This window comes from Micromonospora mangrovicola, assembly GCF_047200535.1.
Taxonomy (GTDB): Bacteria; Actinomycetota; Actinomycetes; order Mycobacteriales; family Micromonosporaceae; genus Micromonospora.
In genome coordinates, this window is record NZ_JBJZOG010000084.1 from 1 (window position 1) to 21,349 (window position 21,349).

19 protein-coding genes are annotated in these 21,349 nt (G+C 73.4%); 11 read left to right on the plus strand and 8 right to left on the minus strand.

The features are described from left to right. Positions 1-366: 366 nt before the first annotated feature. Positions 367-1,281, minus strand: coding sequence for a KPN_02809 family neutral zinc metallopeptidase (gene ypfJ / locus ACL02O_RS25745; RefSeq protein WP_412820762.1), 915 nt, complete (start codon positions 1,279-1,281; stop codon positions 367-369). A gap of 247 nt (positions 1,282-1,528) precedes the next feature. Between ypfJ and ACL02O_RS25750 the strand changes: the two genes are divergently transcribed. From ACL02O_RS25750 to ACL02O_RS25765, 4 genes are all read left to right on the plus strand, one after another. Beyond that, positions 1,529-3,136 carry an ABC-F family ATP-binding cassette domain-containing protein gene (locus ACL02O_RS25750; protein WP_412820738.1) on the plus strand — a complete coding sequence of 536 codons (1,608 nt, stop codon included), beginning with the start codon at positions 1,529-1,531 and terminating at the stop codon, positions 3,134-3,136. Between the two features lie 209 nt (positions 3,137-3,345). Further along, positions 3,346-3,573 (plus strand): helix-turn-helix domain-containing protein, encoded by a 228-nt coding sequence (locus ACL02O_RS25755; RefSeq protein ID WP_007462679.1) that lies wholly within the window; start codon positions 3,346-3,348, stop codon positions 3,571-3,573. 46 nt (positions 3,574-3,619) lie between these two features. Next, positions 3,620-4,387: an enoyl-CoA hydratase/isomerase family protein gene (locus tag ACL02O_RS25760; protein WP_412820739.1), complete on the plus strand. Its 768-nt coding sequence runs from the start codon at positions 3,620-3,622 to the stop codon at positions 4,385-4,387. A 114-nt stretch (positions 4,388-4,501) separates the two neighbouring features. Next, on the plus strand, positions 4,502-6,484 hold the full coding sequence (locus ACL02O_RS25765) for an ABC transporter ATP-binding protein (protein WP_412820763.1): 1,983 nt from the start codon (positions 4,502-4,504) through the stop codon (positions 6,482-6,484). A gap of 405 nt (positions 6,485-6,889) precedes the next feature. Here ACL02O_RS25765 and mug read toward each other — a convergent pair whose 3' ends face one another. The 6 genes from mug to ACL02O_RS25795 all read right to left on the minus strand — a co-directional run bounded on the left by mug (position 6,890) and on the right by ACL02O_RS25795 (position 11,348). Then, positions 6,890-7,591 (minus strand): G/U mismatch-specific DNA glycosylase, encoded by a 702-nt coding sequence (gene mug / locus ACL02O_RS25770; RefSeq protein ID WP_412820740.1) that lies wholly within the window; start codon positions 7,589-7,591, stop codon positions 6,890-6,892. 10 nt (positions 7,592-7,601) lie between these two features. Then, a complete protein-coding gene (locus tag ACL02O_RS25775; protein WP_412820741.1) occupies positions 7,602-8,363 on the minus strand; it encodes an SDR family oxidoreductase in 762 nt (253 codons plus the stop codon). Between the two features lie 44 nt (positions 8,364-8,407). Beyond that, on the minus strand, positions 8,408-8,875 hold the full coding sequence (locus tag ACL02O_RS25780) for a hypothetical protein (protein ID WP_412820742.1): 468 nt from the start codon (positions 8,873-8,875) through the stop codon (positions 8,408-8,410). Then, positions 8,872-9,768 carry an MbnB/TglH/ChrH family RiPP precursor modification enzyme gene (locus ACL02O_RS25785; protein WP_412820743.1) on the minus strand — a complete coding sequence of 299 codons (897 nt, stop codon included), beginning with the start codon at positions 9,766-9,768 and terminating at the stop codon, positions 8,872-8,874. Before ACL02O_RS25785 ends, ACL02O_RS25780 begins: the two co-directional genes overlap by 4 nt. Then, the gene (locus ACL02O_RS25790) at positions 9,765-10,673 is read right to left on the minus strand and encodes a TIGR04222 domain-containing membrane protein (protein WP_412820744.1); all 909 of its coding nucleotides are present in this window, start codon (positions 10,671-10,673) and stop codon (positions 9,765-9,767) included. The genes ACL02O_RS25785 and ACL02O_RS25790 overlap by 4 nt, the downstream gene beginning before the upstream one ends. 102 nt (positions 10,674-10,775) lie before the next feature. Next, positions 10,776-11,348: a TetR/AcrR family transcriptional regulator gene (locus ACL02O_RS25795; RefSeq protein WP_412820745.1), complete on the minus strand. Its 573-nt coding sequence runs from the start codon at positions 11,346-11,348 to the stop codon at positions 10,776-10,778. Positions 11,349-11,454: 106 nt separating this feature from the next. Between ACL02O_RS25795 and ACL02O_RS25800 the strand changes: the two genes are divergently transcribed. The 3 genes from ACL02O_RS25800 (at position 11,455) to ACL02O_RS25810 (ending at position 14,098) form a co-directional block, all read left to right on the plus strand. Beyond that, on the plus strand, positions 11,455-12,309 hold the full coding sequence (locus tag ACL02O_RS25800; protein WP_412820746.1) for a carbon-nitrogen hydrolase family protein: 855 nt from the start codon (positions 11,455-11,457) through the stop codon (positions 12,307-12,309). A gap of 62 nt (positions 12,310-12,371) precedes the next feature. Further along, a complete protein-coding gene (locus ACL02O_RS25805) occupies positions 12,372-13,016 on the plus strand; it encodes an HAD family hydrolase (RefSeq protein ID WP_412820747.1) in 645 nt (214 codons plus the stop codon). 155 nt (positions 13,017-13,171) lie between these two features. Continuing rightward, entirely contained in the window at positions 13,172-14,098 is a 927-nt protein-coding gene (locus ACL02O_RS25810; RefSeq protein WP_412820748.1) for an RIO1 family regulatory kinase/ATPase domain-containing protein, read from the plus strand. A gap of 76 nt (positions 14,099-14,174) precedes the next feature. Here ACL02O_RS25810 and ACL02O_RS25815 read toward each other — a convergent pair whose 3' ends face one another. Next, the gene (locus tag ACL02O_RS25815; RefSeq protein ID WP_412820749.1) at positions 14,175-14,423 is read right to left on the minus strand and encodes a DUF2630 family protein; all 249 of its coding nucleotides are present in this window, start codon (positions 14,421-14,423) and stop codon (positions 14,175-14,177) included. 388 nt (positions 14,424-14,811) lie between these two features. Between ACL02O_RS25815 and ACL02O_RS25820 the strand changes: the two genes are divergently transcribed. The 4 genes from ACL02O_RS25820 to ACL02O_RS25835 all read left to right on the plus strand — a co-directional run bounded on the left by ACL02O_RS25820 (position 14,812) and on the right by ACL02O_RS25835 (position 21,329). Further along, positions 14,812-16,197: a cytochrome P450 gene (locus ACL02O_RS25820; RefSeq protein ID WP_412820750.1), complete on the plus strand. Its 1,386-nt coding sequence runs from the start codon at positions 14,812-14,814 to the stop codon at positions 16,195-16,197. Then, positions 16,194-17,099 carry a terpene synthase family protein gene (locus ACL02O_RS25825; RefSeq protein WP_412820751.1) on the plus strand — a complete coding sequence of 302 codons (906 nt, stop codon included), beginning with the start codon at positions 16,194-16,196 and terminating at the stop codon, positions 17,097-17,099. The genes ACL02O_RS25820 and ACL02O_RS25825 overlap by 4 nt, the downstream gene beginning before the upstream one ends. Beyond that, positions 17,096-18,706: a prenyltransferase/squalene oxidase repeat-containing protein gene (locus ACL02O_RS25830; protein ID WP_412820752.1), complete on the plus strand. Its 1,611-nt coding sequence runs from the start codon at positions 17,096-17,098 to the stop codon at positions 18,704-18,706. Before ACL02O_RS25825 ends, ACL02O_RS25830 begins: the two co-directional genes overlap by 4 nt. Positions 18,707-18,824: 118 nt before the next feature. Then, entirely contained in the window at positions 18,825-21,329 is a 2,505-nt protein-coding gene (locus tag ACL02O_RS25835) for a sensor histidine kinase (protein WP_412820753.1), read from the plus strand. The last annotated feature ends 20 nt before the right edge of the window (positions 21,330-21,349 follow it).

The following is a 21,349-nucleotide window of genomic DNA, read 5'->3' on the forward strand; positions in this document are numbered from 1 at the left end:
TGTCCGCTGTCCGCTGTCCGCTGCCCGCGATTCGAGCCGGGGGAGGCTCGGGGCAGGCGGGCGACGGGCGGTTGCGTCCGGGGCGCTGAGTCATCCACGTCATCAAGTTCGTAGGCGGAGCGACGACATGCCCGCTCTCGTCCGACTGGTCGCCGCGTCGCCGCGCTTCTCGTGCCGACGGGGCACCGGCGCGGCGAGTAGGGGCCGTGCGGGCCCGGCCGGGAATCAGGTTGGGGCGATCCGTCCGATCATCCGCTCGTCCTGCCCCGACCTCGGCGGTGACGCCGGTCACCCGGCGCGCGGCTCCGGCGTGACGACTGAGGGCCGGCCGCGATGATGCGGCCGGCCCTCCTCGTGCTCCGCGGATCAGAGGGACGAGGCTCCGAAGGTGTCGCACTGACGCGGGTCGCCGGTGTCGAAGCCCTGCTCGAACCAGTGCTGCCGCTGCGCGGAGGTGCCGTGGGTGTACTGGCTCGGATCGGCGTCGCGGCCGGACTGGCGCTGGATGGCGTCGTCGCCGATCGCACCAGCGGTGTTCACCGCGTCCTGAATGTCCTGCTGGTCGATGGACTTGAAGATCGGCTGGCCCTCGGGGTTCTTGGTCTCGGTGGCGTGGTGCGCCCAGGCCCCGGCGAAGCAGTCCGCCTGCAGCTCCAGGCGCACCGAGCCCGAATTCGGGCCGCTGCTGCCCATCTGCTGCGCCTTGTCGTTGAGGCCCAGCAGGTCCTGCACGTGGTGGCCGTACTCGTGGGCGAGCACGTACGGCTGCGGGAACTCGCCCTTGACGTGGAACTGCGACTTCAGGGTGTCGTAGAAGGTGAGGTCGATGTAGACGTGCTGGTCCTCCGGGCAGTAGAACGGACCCACGCCGGAGGAGGCGTTCCCGCAGCCGGTGCTGACCTGATCGCTGAAGAAGCGGGTGGTGACCGGTGCGTACTTCTTTCCGAAGGCGTCCGGCATGGCCGAAGCCCAGTAGTTCTGGATCGAGTTGACGTAGGCCGTGTTGCGGCAGTCGGTCTCCTGCTTGCCGGCCGCCGTGTTGCATTTCTCCTCGAGCGAGCTGTTGTCGGCCTGCTGGCCTCCGCCGCCGAGCTGGCTGAGGCCGAATCCGCCGCCGATGAGCATCAGCACCACCGCGATGATGATTCCGATGATCCCCCCGCGACCACCCCCGCCGGGGATCGGGATCGGGATGCCACCCCCGCCCAGCCCGCCGCCGCGGGACCCACGCATGTCCTCCACCTGGCTGGTGTCGATCCGCGCGTTCTCGTTCAGCTCCATGTTGACCCCGATCACCGATTAGTCCGTGTGTGGTGGTTGCGGTACCGGACCGGGTCCGGACGGCGTGTTCGGTACCCGATGATCTTGCCGGGTAATCCGGGGGATCGGCGGAGGCCGCCCGGTACACTTGGCCCCGTGCTGCGCTGCGAAGGCTGAACCGCCCCGCGCCGACGGGAACTGATACCCCGCCGGCGCTTTCGCGTGCCCTGAGTCAGCCTTTCCGGACCCCGAGAGCGAGTACCCCGAAATGATCACTGCCACCGGCCTGGAACTGCGTGCCGGTTCCCGGATCCTGCTGTCCGACACCACCCTCCGGGTGCAGCCGGGCGACCGGATCGGCCTGGTCGGCCGCAACGGCGCCGGCAAGACCACCACGCTGAAGGTTCTCGCCGGGGAGGGGCAGCCGTACGCGGGCCAGCTCGACCGGCGCAGCGCCATCGGCTACCTCCCGCAGGACCCGCGTACCGGCGACCTGGACGTCACCGGGCGGGACCGGGTGCTCTCCGCCCGCGGGCTGGACGTGCTCATGGCGCAGATGAAGGAGCTGGAGACCAAGCTCGCCGAGGGCGCCGACGACGAGCGCCTGGTCCGTCGCTACGGCGCGCTGGAGGACCAGTTCGCCTCCCTGGGCGGGTACGCGGCCGAGGCCGAGGCGGCCCGGATCTGCGCCAACCTGGGGCTGCCGGACCGCGCCCTGTCCCAGACCATCGGCACCCTCTCCGGCGGCCAGCGCCGCCGGATCGAGCTGGCCCGGATCCTGTTCCGGGACGCGGGCGAGAACGGCGGCGGCATCCTGCTGCTCGACGAGCCCACCAACCACCTCGACGCCGACTCGATCACCTGGCTGCGCGGCTTCCTCGCCAACCACAAGGGCGGCCTGATCGTGATTTCCCACGATGCCTCGCTGCTGCAAGCGGTGGTCAACAAGGTCTGGTTCCTCGACGCCACCCGCTCGGTGGTCGACGTCTACAACCTCGGCTGGAAGGCGTACCTGGAGGCGCGGGAGACCGACGAGCGGCGCCGCCGCCGGGAGCGGGCCAACGCCGAGAAGAAGGCCGGCGCGCTGATGGCCCAGGCCGACAAGATGCGGGCCAAGGCCACCAAGACCGTCGCCGCGCAGAACATGGCCCGCCGGGCCGAGAAGATGCTGGCCGGCCTGGACGAGGTCCGGGTCGCGGACAAGGTGGCGAAGGTACGCTTCCCCACCCCCGCGCCGTGCGGCAAGACCCCGCTCACCGCCACCGGCCTGTCCAAGTCCTACGGGTCGCTGGAGATCTTCACCGACGTCGATGTAGCGGTGGACCGTGGCTCCCGGGTGGCCATCCTCGGCCTCAACGGCGCCGGCAAGACCACCCTGCTGCGGATGCTCGGTGGCCTCCTCGAACCGGACACCGGCGAGGTACGCCCCGGCCACGGCCTGCGCCTCGGCTACTACGCCCAGGAACACGAGACCCTGGACGTGGACCGGACCATCCTGGAGCACATGCGCAGCGCGGCGCCGGAGCAGACCGACACCGACCTGCGCAGGATCCTCGGCGCGTTCCTCTTCTCCGGGGAGGACGTCGACAAGCCGGCCGGGGTGCTGTCCGGTGGCGAGAAGACCCGGTTGGCGCTGGCCACCCTGGTCTGCTCCGGGGCCAACGTGCTGCTGCTCGACGAGCCGACGAACAACCTCGACCCGGTCAGCCGCGAGCAGGTGCTCGACGCGATCGCCCGCTACCCGGGCGCGATCGTGCTGGTCACTCACGACCCCGGCGCGGTCATGGCGCTCAAGCCGGACCGGGCCATCCTGCTTCCCGACGGTGACGAGGACGCCTGGAGCGACGACCTCCTCGAACTCGTCGAACTCGCCTGACCTGCGTCGATCGTTGAGGCTCGCCGCCCAGGCCAGCGGCGCGCGGGGGCGGCACCGGCTGGGCGGTCGGAGAGATCACTCTATCGGGAAGCTGACATTGCATAGCGTGTCGGTTGGCGAATAGTTGATATCTGGCGCATGATCGTTCGAGGCGGTCTAATAGGTGGGACCGTATCCGAACCGCACAGTCTGGGACGTGAGGAATCAGCATGGCAGCCACTGGCACAGCCACCAGCACTGAGAAGGGTCGCCGGATCGTCGGAGCCGAGCGTCAGACGCTCGCCAAGGACCTGGTAAAGCGGTACACCTCCGGGGAGAGCATCCGTGCGCTCGCGGCCTCGACCGGCCGTTCCTACGGATTCATCCACCGGGTGCTCACCGAGTCCGGCGTGCAGCTGCGGCAGCGTGGCGGCGCCCGGCGCCGCAAGAAGGCGTGACCCGCCGACCAGCGTCGTTTATCAGCGCCGTGCCCCGGGCGGTCCGGTGACCGCCGAGACGACCGGGGTACGACTCGACTGCGACGGGCCGGTCGCGACGGTCACGTTGTGCCGGCCCGACGTGCTCAACGCCCAGACCCCGGCGATGTGGCGCGCGATGAGCGACTTCTCCCGGGATCTGCCCGGCGACGTCCGGGTCGTCGTCGTGCGCGGCGAAGGGCGGGCCTTCTCGGCCGGCCTCGACCTGTCGGTGGCCGGTGCCACCGGCCCGGGCTCCTTCGCCGAGCTGTCCACCCTGCCCGAGCAGGAGTGCGCCGACCGCATCGCCGAATATCAGGGTGGCTTCAGCTGGCTGCACCGCCCCGACGTGGTCTCGATCGCGGCGGTGCAGGGGCACGCCATCGGCGCCGGTTTTCAGCTTGCCCTCGCCTGCGACCTGCGGGTGCTCGCCGAGGACGCCCGGCTCTCCATGGCCGAGGTGACCCTCGGCCTGGTCCCCGACCTCGCCGGCACGAAGCGCCTCGTCGAGCTGGTCGGCTACTCCCGCGCCCTGGAGATCTGCGCCACCGGCCGCCGGATGGACGCCGCCGAGGCGGACCGGATCGGGCTGGCCACCCTCGTGGTGCCCAACGCGGAGTTGGATGCCGCGGTGCGGGACCTGGCCGCCGGGCTGCTGGCCAACAACCGGGACGCGATCGTGGAGATCAAGGCGCTGCTCGCCGGGGCTGCCGGGCGTACCCACGCCGAGCAGCAGCGCGCGGAGCGCGAGGCGCAGACCCGGCGGCTGCGCGACCTGGCCGGACGAGGAGAATAGTAAGGACCGTTCGGGAAGATCCGGGTTACTCGCGAGGTTGTCGTAGTCGTCGGGAGGATTGACCCGACGGTGCAGGGCTGCCCGACGACCCGGAGGTGACGAGTGTCCAACCCGATGGCCGGTGGCGGCATGGGCGGCTGGGGCATGCTCCGGTCGATGCGCAACCGGGACGAGATCTCCACCCACCAGCTCAAACAGGGCACCGCCAAGCGGATCGTCGCATTCGCCCGGCCGTACCGGCGGGACATCGCCGTCTTCCTGCTCACCGTGGTGATCGCCGCGGTGATCGGGGTGGCCACCCCGCTGCTCGCCGGTGACGTCATCGACGCGATCGCCGGTGGCGGCGCCGACGCGGGCTCGACCGTCGTCCGGCTCGCGCTGATCATCGCCGTGCTGGCCGTCGCCGACTCGCTGTTCTCGCTGGCCCAACGCTGGTACTCGGCGCGGATCGGGGAGGGCATCATCCTCGACCTGCGCACCAAGGTCTACGACCATGTGCAGCGGATGCCGCTGCAGTTCTTCACCCGGACCCAGACCGGCGCGCTGGTCAGCCGGCTCAACAACGACGTGCTCGGCGCGCAGCGAGCCTTCACCTCCACCCTGTCCGGCGTGGTCAGCAACGTCATCCAGTTGGTGCTCACCGCCGGCGCGATGCTGGTGCTCTCCTGGCAGATCACCCTGCTGGCGCTGGTGCTGCTGCCGATCTTCATCATCCCGGCCCGCCGGGTCGGCCGGCGGCTGGCCGAGATCACCCGGGAGTCGTACAACCTCGACGCGAAGATGAACGCCACCATGACCGAGCGGTTCGGCGTCGCCGGCGCGCTGCTGGTGAAGCTCTTCGGCTCGCCCGAGGTGGAGGCCGCCCGGTTCGCGCGCCGCGCCGAACGGGTCCGCGACATCGGCATCCAGTCCGCCATGTACTCGCGCACGTTCTTCGTGGCGATGCTGCTGGTCGCCTCCCTCGCCCAGGCCCTCACCTACGGCCTGGGCGGCTGGCTCGCGATCACCGGCGCGGTCAGCGCGGGCACCGTGGTCAAGCTCGCGCTCCTGCTGACCCGCCTGTACGGGCCGCTCACCGCGCTGTCCAATGTCCGGGTCGACGTGATGAGCGCGTTGGTCTCGTTCGACCGGGTCTTCGAGGTGCTCGACCTGCGCCCCGCCATCGCGGAGAAGGCCGACGCGGTGCCGGTGCCCCGGGGCAACGGCCGGGTCGAGTTCCGCGACGTGCGGTTCCGTTACCCGAGCGCCGCCGAGGTGTCGCTGGCCTCCCTGGAGGAGGTGGCCGCGCTGGACCGTACGGTCAACGAGCCGGTGCTCAAGGGCGTCTCGTTCGGCGTCGAGCCCGGACACATGGTGGCCCTGGTCGGCCCCTCCGGCGCCGGCAAGTCGACGCTGTCCATGCTGATCTCCCGGATCTACGACGTCACCGACGGGCAGGTGCTGGTCGGCGGCGTCGACGTCCGGGACGCCACCCTCGCCTCGCTGCGCGACGAGATCGGCGTGGTCACCCAGGACTCGCACCTGTTCCACGAGACCATCCGGGAGAACCTGCGCTACGCCAAGCCGGACGCCACCGACGACGAGATCTGGGCCGCCCTCGCCGGCGCTCAGGTCGCCGACCTGGTCCGGGCGCTGCCCGACGGGCTGGACACCACCGTCGGCGAGCGCGGCTACCGCTTCTCCGGCGGCGAGAAGCAGCGCATCGCCATCGCCCGGCTCCTGCTCAAGGCCCCGTCGATCGTCATCCTCGACGAGGCCACCGCGCACCTGGACTCGGAGAGCGAGGCGGCGGTGCAGCGGGCGCTGTCCGTGGCGCTGGCCGGGCGTACCGCGCTGGTGATCGCCCACCGGCTCTCCACCGTGCGCGACGCCGACCAGATCCTCGTCCTCGACGAGGGACGGATCGTCGAGCGCGGCCGGCACGACGAGCTGGTCGCCGTCGGCGGGCTCTACGCCGAGCTGTACCGCACCCAGTTCGCCGTCGCCGACTCGCCCGCCCCGTACGTCGAGGGGGAGCAGCCGGAGCCGGTGGTCACCACGGTGCCGCTGGGCACGTACGTGGCGCAGGAGGCACTGCCCCCGGCCGCAGCGAACTAGTGCCGCGTCAGGCAGCGCCTGCGCGGATGCGTACGACGGCACGGTGCCGAGCCGCAGCGGCAGGCCATGGCGAAGTCCGGTTCGCCGGTGCTGGTGGCGCCCACCCACCACAGGTTCGGGTCGCAGCTGTGATTGCCGTAGCCGTTCGGCGGCCGGGGCGGGAGCATCAGATACCGTCCGCCGCGACGGTGATGGTGTCGCGTACGCGCGCCCGGGGTCGCGGGCCGCGGCAGCGAGGGTCGCCCGAAGCTGTCGGGTGGTGACCAGCCGGCCGCCGAGCCGGGACACCACGTTGCCGGCGGGCGGCGCCGCGCGGGCGAACAGACCGCGCCCGGCGATCGGGGAGGGCCGCACGCGACGTCCGGGTGCAGCCAGCAGTCCGGCTCCGGCGCCGGGACCGTCGGATCAGTCACCCGGCACCGCCGCGGCGCGCAGCTCGCCGAAGGCGGCGCCGAGCGTCTCCGGCGTGAAGTGGGCGTTCAGCCCGCTCGGGTTGGGCAGCACCCAGAGCCGGGCCGGCCCGAGGCGCTCGGGCTGCGGGCCGAAGCCGGCCTTCGGCCGGGCGAACCCGATCCGGTACGCGGTCACCCCGACCACCGCCACCCAGCGAGGGCGGTACCGCTCGACCTTGGCGGTGAGCGCCTCCGCGCCGGCCACCAGTTCGCCGGCGGTCAGCTCGTCGGCGCGGGCGCTGGCCCGGTCGACCATGTTGGTGATGCCGAGGCCGAGACCGGGCAGTGCGTCCTGTTCACTCGGGTGCAGCTGGCGTGGGGTGAAGCCGCCCCGGTGCAGCGCCGGCCAGAACCGGTTGCCGGGCCGGGCGAAGTGCCAGCCGGTCGCCGCCGACCACAGCCCTGGGTTGATCCCGACGAAAAGCACGTCCAGCCCGGGCGCGATGACGTCCGGCAGGAGCTTGTCGACCGCCGCCGCGAGCTGTTCCTTCGTCGGGCGGGGATACCGCCGCCCGGCCGGTTCCCCGGGCGGGCGCGGCGGGTCGGGGCGGGCCGCGCCGGGCCGGGCGTTCGTCGGGCCGGACGGGTCGGGCCGCGCGTTCGTCGGGCCGGACGGGTCGGGCCGGGCACCCCCCGACCCGCGTCGCTCGGTCACCGCGGCACCGTCACAGGCCGCGCAGCGCGCCGCCGTCGACGGGCACGGTCACCCCGGTGACGTAGCTCGCGGCGGGGGAGAGCAGGAAGGCGGCCAGCCGGCCGAACTCGGCCGGGTCACCGACCCGCCCCAGCGGGATGGCCGACTCCGCCTCGGCGCGGGCGCGCTCCGGATCGCCGGTGGCCGCGAACAGCTCCCGGTTCCGGTCGGTGAGGATCCGGCCGGGCAGCAGGCCGACCACCCGTACGCCGCGCGGCCCGTACTCGTCGGCCATGTCCTTGGCCACCCCGACCAGGCCGGGCCGCAGGCCGTTGGAGATGCCGAGGCCGGGCACCGGCCCCCGGGCCGAGGTGGAGAGCACGAGCCCGATCGCGCCACCGTCGGTGAGCGCGGCCGCCACCGTCCGGGCGGCGCGCACGGTGCCCAGGAAGACGGTCTCGAAGGACTGCCGCCACTGCTCGTCGGTGACCTGGGCGGCGGTGCCCCGGGGCGGCCCGCCCACCGAGATCAGCGCGCCGTCGAGCCGGCCGAACTGCTTCCGCGCCGCCGCGACCAGGCGCTCCGGGGTGCCCGGGTCGGTCAGGTCGGCGGTCAGCCCGATCGCCCGCTGTGGCCCGCCGAGCAGCTCGACCGCCTCGGCCACCCGCTGCGGCACCCGGGCCGAGATCACCACCCGTGCGCCGTCGGCGACGAGGGCCTGTGCGGTGGCGAGGCCGAGGCCGCGCGAGGCGCCGGTGAGCACGTACACCCGGTCGGCCAGTCCGAGATCCATGGGGCTGATCCTGCCGTACCCCCAGGACGGCCTGCCACCCCGCCTCAGCGGGCGGCGGGGCGGAGCAGGCGTACCCGGCCGGCGACCTGCACCGCGACGGCGCCGCCGGCCCGGGCGACGGCGGGCAACCGGCGCGGCCGGGGCGCGGTGCGGCCGTCGTAGCGGCCGGCGGCGTCGCGGGTGGCCAGTTCCTCGGCGCCCAGGGGCGGCAGCGTCCCCCGGTCCCGCAGCTCCCGGGCCAGGTCCCAGCCGTCGCGCAGCGAGCCGTTGGTGGGGCGAGCCGCCGCCCAGCCGGCGAAGGTGGCCGCCCAGGAGGCACCGAGACCGGCGGCGAGCAGCGGCCAGTGGCGCGCCACGTCGCCGGCCCGCTTACGCAGCAGCGCCCGGCGGGCCGCCGCCACCGGCGTCGGGGCGAATCCGGGCGGCAGCGGACCGCCCGCCACCAGTGCGGCGACCAGCGCAGCCTGCCGCGCCGCCAGGTCGCCGGTCGCCGGGCCGGCCGGGGCGCTCACGTGACCGCCGGGAAGCCGGACACGGTGGACAGCGCGTCCAGCTCCCCGCGCAGCTCGGCGGCGGCCGGGTAGTGGCCATCGCGCTCCAGCAGCAGCGCCGGCGGGCGGTGCCGGGCACACAGCTCGCGGACCAGGTCGAGCACCTCGGCGGGGACCGGGTCGGTGTGCGTGTCGTGGTAGAAGCCGCCCTGCTCGGCGCCGCCGGCCACATGGACGTAGGCGACCCGGTCCAGCGGCAGCCGGTCCAGCAGGGCGAGCGGATCGCCGCCCCGGTTGCGGGCATTGGCGTGCACGTTGGCGATGTCGAGGAGCAACAGCGCCCCGGTGGCGTCGAGGATCTCGGTGAGGAAGTCGGCCTCGTCCAGCTCGTCGTCCGGCCAGTCGAAGAGCGCGGCGATCGGCTCCAGCGCCAGCGGCACCGGCAGCTCCGCCCGGGTCCGTCGGACGTTCGCCACCACCGCGGCGACCGCCTCCCGGCTGCGCGGCAGCGGCAGCAGGTGGCCGGCCTCGACGCCGCCCGCCCGGACGAACGCGATGTGCTCGCTGACCAGCGGAGCGTCCACCGCAGCGGCCACCCCCGCCAGGTGCGCCACCCGGGCCGGGTCGACCGGCTCCGCGCCGCCGAGGGAGAGCTTCACCCCGTGGGGTACGACGGTCACCCCGCGCCCGCGCAGCTCGGCGAGCCCGTCCGGGAGCGGACCGCCCGGGGCGACGGTCTCCGCAACCACCTCGACGAAGCGCAGTCCGGGCAGCCCGGCCACGAAGCCGGCGATCTCCGGCCGCCAGCCGATGCCGACGCCCGCGGGGCCCTCCGGTAGCGGCGGGTCCGCCCCGGCGGAGGCCGGTGCCGTCGCGGGCGTCGCCGTGGCGGCTCGGGTCGCCGGGCCGGTCATCCGCCGCACCCGCCCCCGCCGCAGGAGCTGCCGCCCCCGCAGGAACTGCCCCCGCCGCAGGAGCTGCCACTGCTGCACGAGCTGCCCGCGGAGCTGCCGTTCGCGCTGATCGCCTGGCGCTGGATCTCGGCCTGCTCGGCGAAGCCCGGGTCCATGGCCCAGATGGTGGCGGTGCCGAACAGGGCCACCCCCATCGCCGTGTCGGACGGGCCGTAGGTGACGTACGCCGGGGCGGCCGAGGGGCGCAGCCAGGTGTGCTTGCGACGCAGCTCGCGCAACGCCCGGTCGGCGGCCCGGGTGCGCCACGGCACCCGGCTGAGCAGCACGAACGCGATGAAGAGCGGCACCAGGGTGAGCATCAGGTATCCGGTGGGGCGGTCGTTCGACAGGCCGACGAAGGTCCGGATCACGCCGAGCGCCAGGAGGGCGCCGATCAGTATCGGGCCGCGCCGCAGCGCCGCCCGCCGGTGGCTGCCCAGCGCCAGCCCGCGCTGCTCGAGGCCGTCGCGCAGCTGGTCGACGGCGCGGACCACCCACTCGTCGCGGCGCAGCTCCCGGGAGTGCACGCCCCGCGCGGCGGCGTTGTGGACGGCCTGGTCCAAGGGGGTGGCGCCGGCCGGCATCGGCCCGCCGACGACGATCCGCCGGTCCGGGTGCACGTCCACCGCGCCGGCCCGGCGCAGCCCGCCGAGCGCGGTCCAGACGGCGAGCTGGTCGCCGCCGTTGAGGTAGGCGACCTGCTGTGGCCCGAGCTGCCCGCCGCTCGTGACGGCCACGCCGGCCAGCCCGCGGGACCGGTGGATCAGGGTGCCCACGACCAGCACGGCCGCGGCCAGGAGGTACCAGCGCAGGAAGACCGGGCCGGGGATGCCCCAGGTGTCGCCCGGTGCGGCGAGGACGGTCATGCGGTGCTCCTGTCGCGAGGGGGATCGCGGCCCATTGTGGAGCAGCCCCGCCAGCGGTGATCCGGCCGGTGGGGCGGGTTACCGGACCGAGACCGGGGCCGGTCAGTGCCGGCGGACGGCCTCCTCGACCAGGTCGAGCACCGGGCCCAGGTCACCGGCCGGGCGGCCCATCGCCAGGTGCAGCACCAACCCGTCGTACGCCAGCTCCAGGAACTGGGCCAGGACGTCGATCGGTACGTCGTCGCGGAGCACCCCGGCCTCCCGCTGGCGCAGCAGGCGTTCCCGGGTGGCCTCGGCGATGGCCGCGGAGCGCTCCGCCCAACGCTTGGCGAACGCGGGGTCGGTGCGCAGCCGCCGGGAGACCTCCAGCTGGCTGCCGAGCCAGCCGGTGGTGTCCGGGGAGACCGCCCGGGCCAGCAGGTCCCGCATCACCTGGACCAGACCGTTGCGCGCGACGGTCTCGACCATCACCGCGGCATCGTCCTCGGCGACCGCGAGGAAGAGGGAGTCCTTGTCCCGGAAGTGGTGGAAGATCGCACCCCGGGAGAGGCCGGTGGCCTCCTCCAGGCGTCGGACGGTGGCGCCCTCGTAGCCGTGTCGGGCGAAACACGCCCGCGCGGCGGCGAGGATCTCCTGCCGGCGCGCGTCGAGCTGGTCCTGACTTACTCTGGGCACGGAACGATCGTTCCAGGTCACTCCCGCTGGCGCAAACCGTACGTACGGCTTGAGATGCGGGTTTGCATGATCAACCGGCTGGCAAGATCCGGTTTAGGATCGCCGGGTGACCCAGACCGCGCCGCTTCCCGCCCGCCCGTTGACCGTGGCCGCTGTCCAGGCCACCCCGGTCCCCGGTGATCTCGCCGGCAACGCGGCCTCCGCCGCGCGCCTGGTCGCCCGGGCCAGCGGCGCCCGCCTCGTGGTGCTGCCCGAGCTGTACCTGCCGGCCTACCACCCGCCGACCCTGGCCGCCGACCCGGCCGGCACCGACCTGGCGGCCGACGGGGCGGGCCGGGTCGACGACCCGCGGCTGGATCCGCTGCGGGCGGCCGCCCGCGACGGCGGGACGACCGTGGTCGTGAGTGCGGCGGTGCGGCACCCGGACGGGCGGCGCACCATCTCGGCGCTGGTGGTCGCCCCGACCGGCGACGTGCGCGCGGCCTACGACAAGCAGCAACTCTGGGACGGGGAGCGGGAGCTGTTCGACGCCGGCCGGCGGGGCGCCACCCTGGTGGTCGACGGCTGGCGGTTCGGCCTCGGCATCTGCTACGACGGCTGCTTCCCGGAACACGGCCGCGCCGCCGCCGACGACCAGGCGCACGGCTACCTCTGCCCGAGCGGCTACCTGGCCGGCTCGGCGCACCGGCGCGATCTCTACTACGCCGCCCGCGCCCTGGACAACACCATGTACGTGGTCTTCGCCAACGCCGTCGGCGGCACTGAACCGTGGCTGTTCAACGGCGGCGCGGCGGTGTACGACCCGGAGGGGCGGGCGCTGGCCCGGGGTGCGGACACCGGCGAGGACGTGCTGGTGGCCACGCTCGACCCGGCCGCCCTGGCGGCCACCCGGGCCGCACACACCATGCTCGCCGACCGCCTGCCCGACCAGGGGCTCCCCCGAACGACCCTGCTCGCCTGACGGATGGTTGCGGGGGCCCTCAACCCTGTCGTCGGCACCCCTCGGTCCCGTAGGGTGCCCGAGTGCCGCTGCTCCTGCTCGATCTGGACAACACCCTGCTCGACCGCGAGAGGCCGTTTCGCGCGTGGGGTGAGCGGTTCCTGGCGGGCATCGGCGCGCCACCCGACGACATCGACTGGTTGCTCTCCGTCGATGCCGACGGGCTCACCGACCGGTGGGACGTCGCCGACGCCGTCCGGCAGCGGTACGAGCTGAGCATTCCCTCCATCGACCTGGTCGAGGAGCTGCACGACGGGGTGGTGACGAACACCCGGCTGGACCCGCTGGTCGCCTGCGCGCTGCGGATCGCCGACGACGCCGGCTGGGTGCCGGTGGTGGTGACCAACGGTGTGGTGCGCCAGCAGGAGACGAAGATCCGCCGTACCGGCCTGGACCGGTACGTGGCGGACTGGGTGATCTCCGAGGAGGCCGGGGTCAGCAAGCCCAACCCCCGGATCTTCGCGCTCGCCGCCCAGCGCGTCCGGATGCCGCTGCGCGGCGCCTGGGTGGTGGGGGACAGCCCGGAGGCCGACATCGGCGGAGCGACCGCCGTCGGCCTGCCCAGCGTTTGGCTGCACCGCGGACGCCGCTGGTCGGACGCCCGGTTCGCGCCCACCCGGACGGCGGACGGGGCGATCGCGGCGGTGGCCGCCGTGCTGGCCGGCTAATTCGGTTGACCCGCCCGGTCCCCGGCGATCAGCATGGGGCCGCGCGAGGGCGCAGCCGGGCGGGGCCCGGTCGAGGAGAGGAGGTCGGTCATGGCCGTCTTTGCAGGGTCGTCCCACCTGCCTCCATCAGCCTCGATCGAAGGATCAACCCACCCGTGCGTGAACACGACCTCCCGGCGCCGCAGCGCCGTGGCCGCGGCAAGAGCCGCTTTGACGACGACGAACCGCACTTCCTGAAGCGGGGCCGGCACGCCGAGCCGGTTCTGACCGAAACCGACGACGAGCCCGAACCCGAGGACGCCTGGTCCTCCTGGGACGAGGCCGTGCACGGGCCCGAGCCCCATCCCGACTGGCTGGTCACCGAGCTGGCCGCCCGGGACACCGAACTCGGCGTGCTCAAGACCGGCAAGGAGGCGGACGTCCACCTGGTCCGCCGGGCCGTGCCGGACACCGACCGTTCCTGCCTGCTGGCGGCCAAGCGGTACCGGGACCCGCAGCACCGGCTCTTCCACCGGGACGCCGGCTATCTGGAGGGGCGCCGGGTCCGCCGGTCCCGGGAGATGCGTGCGATGACCGGGCGGACCGCGTTCGGCCGGCAGATGATCGCCGGGCAGTGGGCGGCGGCCGAGTTCGCGGCCCTGGCCCGGCTCTGGGAGATCGGCGCCGCCTCCGGGCGGATCGCGGTGCCGTACCCGGTGCAGCTGCTCGGCACCGAGCTGATGCTGGAGTTCGTCGGGGACGCCGAGGAGGGGCAGGCCGCGCCACGGCTGGCCCAGCTCCGTCCCGAGGGCGCCGAGCTGCGGGACCTGTGGGAGCAACTCGTCGACGCGCTGACCGTGCTGGCCCGGGCCGGGTACGCGCACGGCGACCTGTCGCCGTACAACCTGCTGGTGCACCGGGGGCGGCTGGTCATGATCGACCTGCCGCAGGTGGTCGACGTGGTTGCCAACCCGCAGGGTCCCGAGTTCCTCGCCCGGGACGTCCGGGTCGTCGGCACCTGGTTCGCCGCCCGCGGGCTGGCGACGGCCGCCGATTCGGCCGAGCTGACCGGGCTGCTGCTGCGGGAGGCGGGGCTGCGCTGAGCGTGCCGCGTCCCGGGCAGGGAACCGCCTGCCCGGGACGCGGCATCTGGTCGACCGGTGGCGCCGGGACCGTCGGTCACTGGAGGTAGCGCTCGACCTCCGAGAGGGGGCGCTCGCCCTGGGCGTCCGGGTCACCGTGCGCCTGGCGGGCCGCCCGCCGGCGACGTAGCAGGTCCCAGCACTGATCGAGGGACTCCTCCAACGCCTGCAGCCGCTCGCGCGTCGCGTCGTCGGTGCCGGCCTCGTTCTCCTGCGCGGCCGTGCGCAGCCGGTGCTCCTCGTCGACGAGCTCGGAGATCCGGTTCAGGATGGTCTTGTCGTCCATGCCCCTGAGCCTGGCACAGGGGGGCCGGACGCGCCCGGGTTCTCCCACCATGACAGGGGCGCCGTGGCTTCCGACAACTCCGGCCCGGAGCGGCGGGGCCGTGCCTCGGGACCGGGCCGAGCTGGACAGTGCCCGGGCCCGGCCGGCCCAGTGGGCCGGTGGTGGATGCCCGTCAGCCTCGCAGCGACCGGCGGGCCGATCCGATGTCGATCGGTTGGCGGGAGCGGGAATCCCCTGTGGAGCACATCCTGAATTGTTCTCGGTTTGCTCTGGCAAGATCAGCCTGGCAGGTGGCATGCTCTCCGCGATGGGTTGTACACCACGAGTGAGCGACCCTGTGCCCTGTGTGGTGATGAGTGTCTGAGGGAGGATCCTGTGCAGGTGAGCCATGGCTGAGGCAACAGTTTCCCGGGCAGTGGCCCGCCGACCGCACGTCGCACCCCTGCACCGCACCCTGCGCGGGCTGCTCTCGGACCCGTTGGGCACCCTGGTCGGCCTCGCCGACCGCGCGCCCGGCCAGGTCGTCCAGCTGAATCTCGGCACGATCCGCCCGTACCTGGTCGCCGAGCCGGCGCACGTCCAGCACGTCCTGCGCGACAACGCCGCGAACTACACCCGGGCCGGCAACAGCATGATGTGGAAGTCCGTGCGCAAGCTGGCCGGTGACGGCATCCTCTCCGAGGGCCCGGAGTGGGAGAGCAGCCGGCGACGGCTCCAACCGCACTTCACCGCCAAGCGGATCGACGCGGTGGTGGAGGACATGAGCCGGGCGATCAGCGAGGCTGTCGACGAGTTGGCGGAGCCGGCGCGGGACGGCACTCCGGTGGACGCGGCGAAGGAGATCTCCCGGATCATCTGCCAGGCGGTCATCCGGGTCTTCTTCGGTGACAAGATCAAGGTCGCCGACGGCGTCCGCGTGGTCGCCGAGCAGGACACCGTGGCCACCGCGTTGCGGTTCCGGCTGCTCGCCCCGTTCCTGCCGGACGTCGTGCCGATGCCCGGCGACCGGGCCTTCCGCCAGGCCGTGCGGAACATCGACGACATCCTGCTGCCACTGGTCCGGGCCGAACGGGCGCACCCGGACGGCGGCGACGACATCCTCGCCGCGCTCGCCCGGGCGCGGGACGCGGACGGGCGGGAACTGGGCGAACAACGGGTCCGCGACGACCTGGTGTCCATGTTCGCCACCACGACGGAGACCACGTACGTGGTGCTCACCTGGCTCTTTCCCCTGCTGGAGCAGCTTCCCGACATCGCCGCCCGGCTGTACGACGAGATCGACCGGGTGGTGACCCCGGGCGAGCCGATCAGTCGCGAGCAGCTCGAGCAGCTCCGTTACACCCGGATGGTGCTCGACGAGCTGATCAGGATGTACCCGTCAGGTTGGCTGGTGCCACGGACGGCCGTCGCCGACGACGTCATCGGCGACACCCGGATCCGTGCCGGCGGCACCATCGTCCTCAGCCCGTACGTCACCCAGCGGCTGGCCCGTTTCTGGGAGCGGGCGGACGTGTTCGACCCGGAGCGGTTCGCCCCCGACCGACCTCGACGGTCCCACCGCTACGCCTACTACCCGTTCGGTGGCGGTGCCCACCAGTGCATCGGACAGTACCTGTTCCAGTTGGAGGCTCCGCTCATCGTGGCGACCCTGCTCAGCCGCTTCCGGTACCGGCTGCGCACCCCCGGCATGCCGAACCCGCAGCTCGCCGCGTCGCTACGCCCGCGGGAGCGGGTGCTGCTCACGCTCACACCGAACCTTCGGGTATCGGCATGAGCCCGCTGGCACCCGCCGACGCCGGTACGGACGAGCTGCGCGAGGCGTTCGAGCACGGACGCGTCTGCGCCCTCGCCGCGCAGGGGCAGCGCGACCTGCAGCGCTGCATGGCGGAACATCCCGACCTCCTCGGCGCCGGGCCCTTCGACGCCGCGCTGGCCAGCAGCATCGCGCTGGCCATGGCCTTCAGCGCACCCTGGTGCGATGCCACGGAGCTGCGGCTCACCAACCGTTTCGTGCTCTGGGGCTTCGCCCTGGACTGGCAGGTGGACCACGAGATCAGGTCCATCGGCGAGCTCGACATGCTGGTACGACGCCAGCTCGCGGTCGCCGATGGCGCACCGGCCGAACCGGACGATCCGCTCGGCCGGTTCCTCGCCGAGCTTCGCGCGGAGCTGGCCGCCGTGCCCGCCTTCGCCACGCTGAGCGGCGAGTGGCGGGATGCGGCGGAGCGGACACTGGTGGCGATGCGTCGGGAGTGGCGCTGGCGTGCGGCCGGGAGCGACGCCGGTCGCCCCGGCCTCGACGAGTACCTCGCCAACGCCGACAACCTCGGGTGCACGGTGGTCAACGTGGCGCACTGGATCCGCAACGGCGGGCCGGCGGCGCACACCCGGCTCGGTCCGTTGGTGGCCGCCAGCGATGCGGTGCAGCGGGCGCTGCGACTCGTCAACGACCTGGGCACCTACGAGCGGGACCGCCGCTGGGGGGACCTCAACGCCCTCATGCTGGTCACGGACCGGTCGGTCGTCGAGCGCGAACTCGCCGCCCGGATGCGGCAGGCCATGGCGCTCGTCGACGAACTTCGTCCCCAGCACCCGCGGGAGGCGGCCTACCTGACCCGCCAGCTCGGTCACACCAGCGGGTTCTACCGGTTCACCGACTTCTGGGGCGTCGCATGACCGCCGAGGTGTCGGCGCCCGGCGACGTCCGGGCCGCCGACCTGCCGGATCCCGCCGTCGACGCCTCCCGTCTGGTCGCCGACCTGGCCGCGTCACCCCCGGGCCGCTCGTCCGCCTCGCCGTACGAGACGGCCCGCCTCGTCGCGCTGGCACCCTGGCTGACCTACCACGCCGAACGGGTCCGCTTCCTGCTGGCGAGCCAACGCGCCGACGGCGGCTGGGGTGGTCCGGAGGGCTACGCCCTCGTCCCGACGCTCAGCGTCGTGGATGGACTGCTGGCGACGCTGGATCGGGACGAGCCGGCCGGTTGGTCCCGTCAGGGTGTGCTGCACGCGGTCGACCGGGCGCTCCAGATGTTGCTGGACCCGTTCGAAGGCCCCGCGACGTTCCCGGTGCCCGACCTTCCGGCGTGCGACCTGATCGTCCCCGCGTTGGTGGAACGGATCGGCGAGCGCCTGACGGATCCGCCCGAGGGGCTGGCCGGCTGGCGGGGGTGCCGCCCGCCCGTGCCCACCGGCATGGGTCGGCGTCGGCTCGACGCGGTCCGGCGGCTGGTCCACTCCGGATCGCCGATTCCGCAGAAGCTGCTGCACGCGCTGGAGGTCCTCGGCCCTGCCGCCCGGCGTCTGCCGTCCGTGGCACCGACCCCGGTGGGGGCGATCGGCGCGTCACCGGCCGCGACCGCGGCGTGGCTGGGTACGCCGGACGCCCGCGAGCACCTTGCCACCCAGTACCTGGACCAGACGGTGGCCGGCCAGCAGGGGGCCACCCCCTGCGCGACGCCGATCACGGTCTTCGAACGGTCCTGGGTGTTGAGCACGCTGGCCAGGGCCGGCATTCCCGTGCCGGCGGTGGCACCGATCGCCGCCGGGCTCCGGGCGTCGCTCGGCCCCGACGGCGTCGCCACCGGACCAGGTTTGCCCGCCGACGCCGACACCACCGCGGCAACCCTGTACGCGTTGGCCGCGCTCGGTCACCCCGTCGACCCGTCCTGCCTGTTCCGATACGACCTCGGCACGCACTTCTGCACCTGGCAGGGGGAGGACGGCGCGTCCGTCACCACCAACGCCCACGTGCTGGAGGCGCTGAACCGACTGGGGGCCCGGGCCGATGCGCGGGCGTCCTCGGTGACCCGGCGGCTGACCGCCTGGCTCCTCGACCAGCAGCACCCGGACGGTTCCTGGTCGGACCGGTGGCACGCCTCCCCCTACTACGCCACGGCCTCGGCGCTCTCCGCTCTCACCGGCCAGCATGGACCCGGGGTGGCACCCGCCGTCGAGCGGGCGGTCGGCTGGGCGCTCGCCAACCAGGGCGTCGACGGATCCTTCGGGCGCTGGGGCGGCACGGCCGAGGAGACGGCGTACGCCGTGCAGGTGCTGGTGGCCGGGCGCCCTCGACCGGAGATCGATTCCGCACTCGCTCGGGCGGTCGGTCACCTGCGGGTGCCGGCGGACGCCTACCATCCTCCACTGTGGCACGACAAGGATCTCTACTGCCCGCCGCTGATCGTGCGGGCCGCCCTGATCGCCGCCCGGCACCTGGCCGGCGAGCGCCTGAGCCGTGCGACAGCGGGCGTCCCCGCCGGTTCGTGCCCGAGCACTCCTTGAGTGAAACTCGCGACACTGCTAGCGTGCGCCGGGGCCGGCGTCACACGTGTTTCGGCCAACTCCCGAACGTTTGTGCAGACCGGCTGAGGGCGGTGTGATGGGTTCCCGCAATACACGGTTGCGCACGAAGGTCGTGGCCCTGCTGGTCTCGCTGGCCGCCCTCTGGGCGTTCGCGGCCTGGGTCACCCTTCGCGACGGGATGAACGTGCTCGGCGTGCAGACGCTCGACGTTCAGGTCGCCGAGCCGAGCGAGTCGATGCGTACCGCGCTGCAGCAGGAACGCCGGATGTCGGTGGCGTATCTCGGTCGGCCCTCGCCGAAGGCGGCCGAGCAACTGCGGGAGCAGCGTCAGCGCAGTGAGCAGCTGGCCGGCACCTTCGCGGAGTCGGCCCGCTCCTGGCGGGCCCGCCTCGCGTCCAGTGACGATCTGGTGAAGCGGATCGACGAGGTGGTCGGCCGGCTCGATTCCCTGGGCCCGGTGCGCGACGCGGTGGCCGCCCGCACCATTGATCGAGGGGCCGCGGCCGCCGCCTACAACGCGGTCCTGGATTCGCTCTTCCGCGTCTACTCCTCGCTGGGCAAACTCGACGACGAGGAGATCGCCAAGGACACCGCGACGCTGACCCAGCTGGTCCGGGTGCGCGAGCTGATCTCTCAGGAGGACGCACTCTTCGCCGGCGTCGCCGCAGCCGAGCGCATCACCGACGACGAGTACGCGTCGTTCACCCGGCTGGTCGGCGCACAACGGTTCCTCGCCGCCGAGGCGGTCGCCGAGCTGCCCGCCGCCGACCATGACCGGTACGTGCAGATGACCGAGGGTCGGGCCTTCACTCGGCTGCGGGTTATCGAGGACCGGCTGATGAAGGACGCGCGTCCCAACCGTCCCCTGCCGGTTTCGGCCGACGAGTGGCAGGCGGCCGTCACCCCGGCGCTGGAAGAGCAGGAGGACGTGGTCCTGGCCGCCGGCGACGCGCTCGTCGGCCGGGCCACCCCGGTGGCCGTCTGGGTGATCATCCGCATGGTGCTGGCCGCCGGCCTCGGCCTGCTCGCCGTCATCGCGTCCATCGTGGTCTCGATCACCACCGCCCGGGCCCTGGTCCAGCAGCTCGAACGGCTGCGTGAGGCCGCGTTCCACCTGGCCAACGAGCAGCTGCCCGGCGTGGTGGAGCGCCTGGGCCGGGGCGAGGAGGTCGATGTCGGCCGGGAGGCGCCCCCGCTCGAGTTCGGCGACGACGACATCGGGCAGGTGGGCAAGGCGTTCAACGTCGTGCAGGAGACCGCCATCCGGACCGCCGTCGAGCAGGCGGAGCTGCGGCGCAGCGTCCGCGAGGTGTTCCTCAGCCTGGCCCGGCGTACCCAGGCGCTGGTCCACCGCCAGCTCACCCTGCTCGACGCCATGGAGCGCCGGGAGCACGACGCGGAGGAGCTGGAGGACCTGTTCCGGGTCGACCACCTGGCCACCCGGATGCGTCGCAACGCGGAGAACCTCATCGTCCTCTCCGGCTCCACCCCGGGCCGGTCCTGGCGGCGGAACGTGCCGATGGTCGACGTGGTCCGGGGCGCGGTGGCCGAGGTCGAGGACTACACCCGGGTCAATGTGCTGTCGCTGGGCCCGGTGTCGCTCACCGGTCGGGCCGTCGGCGACGTCATCCACCTGCTGGCCGAGCTGATCGAGAACGCTCTCTCCTTCTCGCCGCCGCACACCAGCGTCGAGGTACGCGGCCAGATGGTGGCCAACGGCTTCGCCGTCGAGATCGAGGACCGTGGCCTCGGCATGGGCGATGAGGAGCTCACCGCAGCCAACCACCGCATCGTCGACCGGTCGGAGCTGAATCTGGCCAACGCGTCCCGCCTCGGCCTCTACGTGGTCAGCCGGCTGACCGAGCGGCACGGCGTGAGGGTGCAGCTCAAGGAGTCCGCGTACGGTGGCACGACGGCGGTGGTGCTGATCCCGCTGGAGCTGATCGCCGACGGCGGCGTCGCCCCGGGCGGCTCCGGCGGATCCCCCACGGGCGCCACTTTGACGCCGGCCGCGCCGGCGCGCCCGGCCATCGAGCAGCCGGCCACGCCCGTGGCCGTGGTCGAGCCCGCGGCACCGGCACCGGCACCGGCACCGGAGGCGGAGGAGCGCGAGGAGACCGAGGCCGGCGTGCCGGTCGGACCGGCCGTCCCGGTCTCCCGGCCCGAGGACACCGGCCCGCCGCGGCTGACCGAGTCCGGGCTGCCGGCGCGTGTCCGGCGACGGCAGCCCGCGCTGGACGACCCGACCGTCCCCACCGCGGCGGTGACAGCCGACCGTTCCGGTGCCGGCCGCGCGACCGATGCCGCACCACTGGACGGCACCGGGTCCCGGGAGAGCGCGCCGGACCGAGCCGAACCGGACCTCACCACCGCCGGGCTGCCCGTGCGGGTGCGACAGGCGAGTATCACGCCGGAACTGCGCGACGAACCGTCCGCATCGGACGCTGACGACGACGACACGGTGCGCCCGCCGGAGCAGGTGCGCCGGATGATGAGTTCCTACCAGAGCGGCACCCGACGCGGCCGGACCGACGCCGCGCGGCTGCTCGGTGGGGCCCAGGGGGCCGGCGGCGGGCCGGACACCGGGGGGCAGGCGAGCTGAGGGACGCCGGCGCGGCGGAT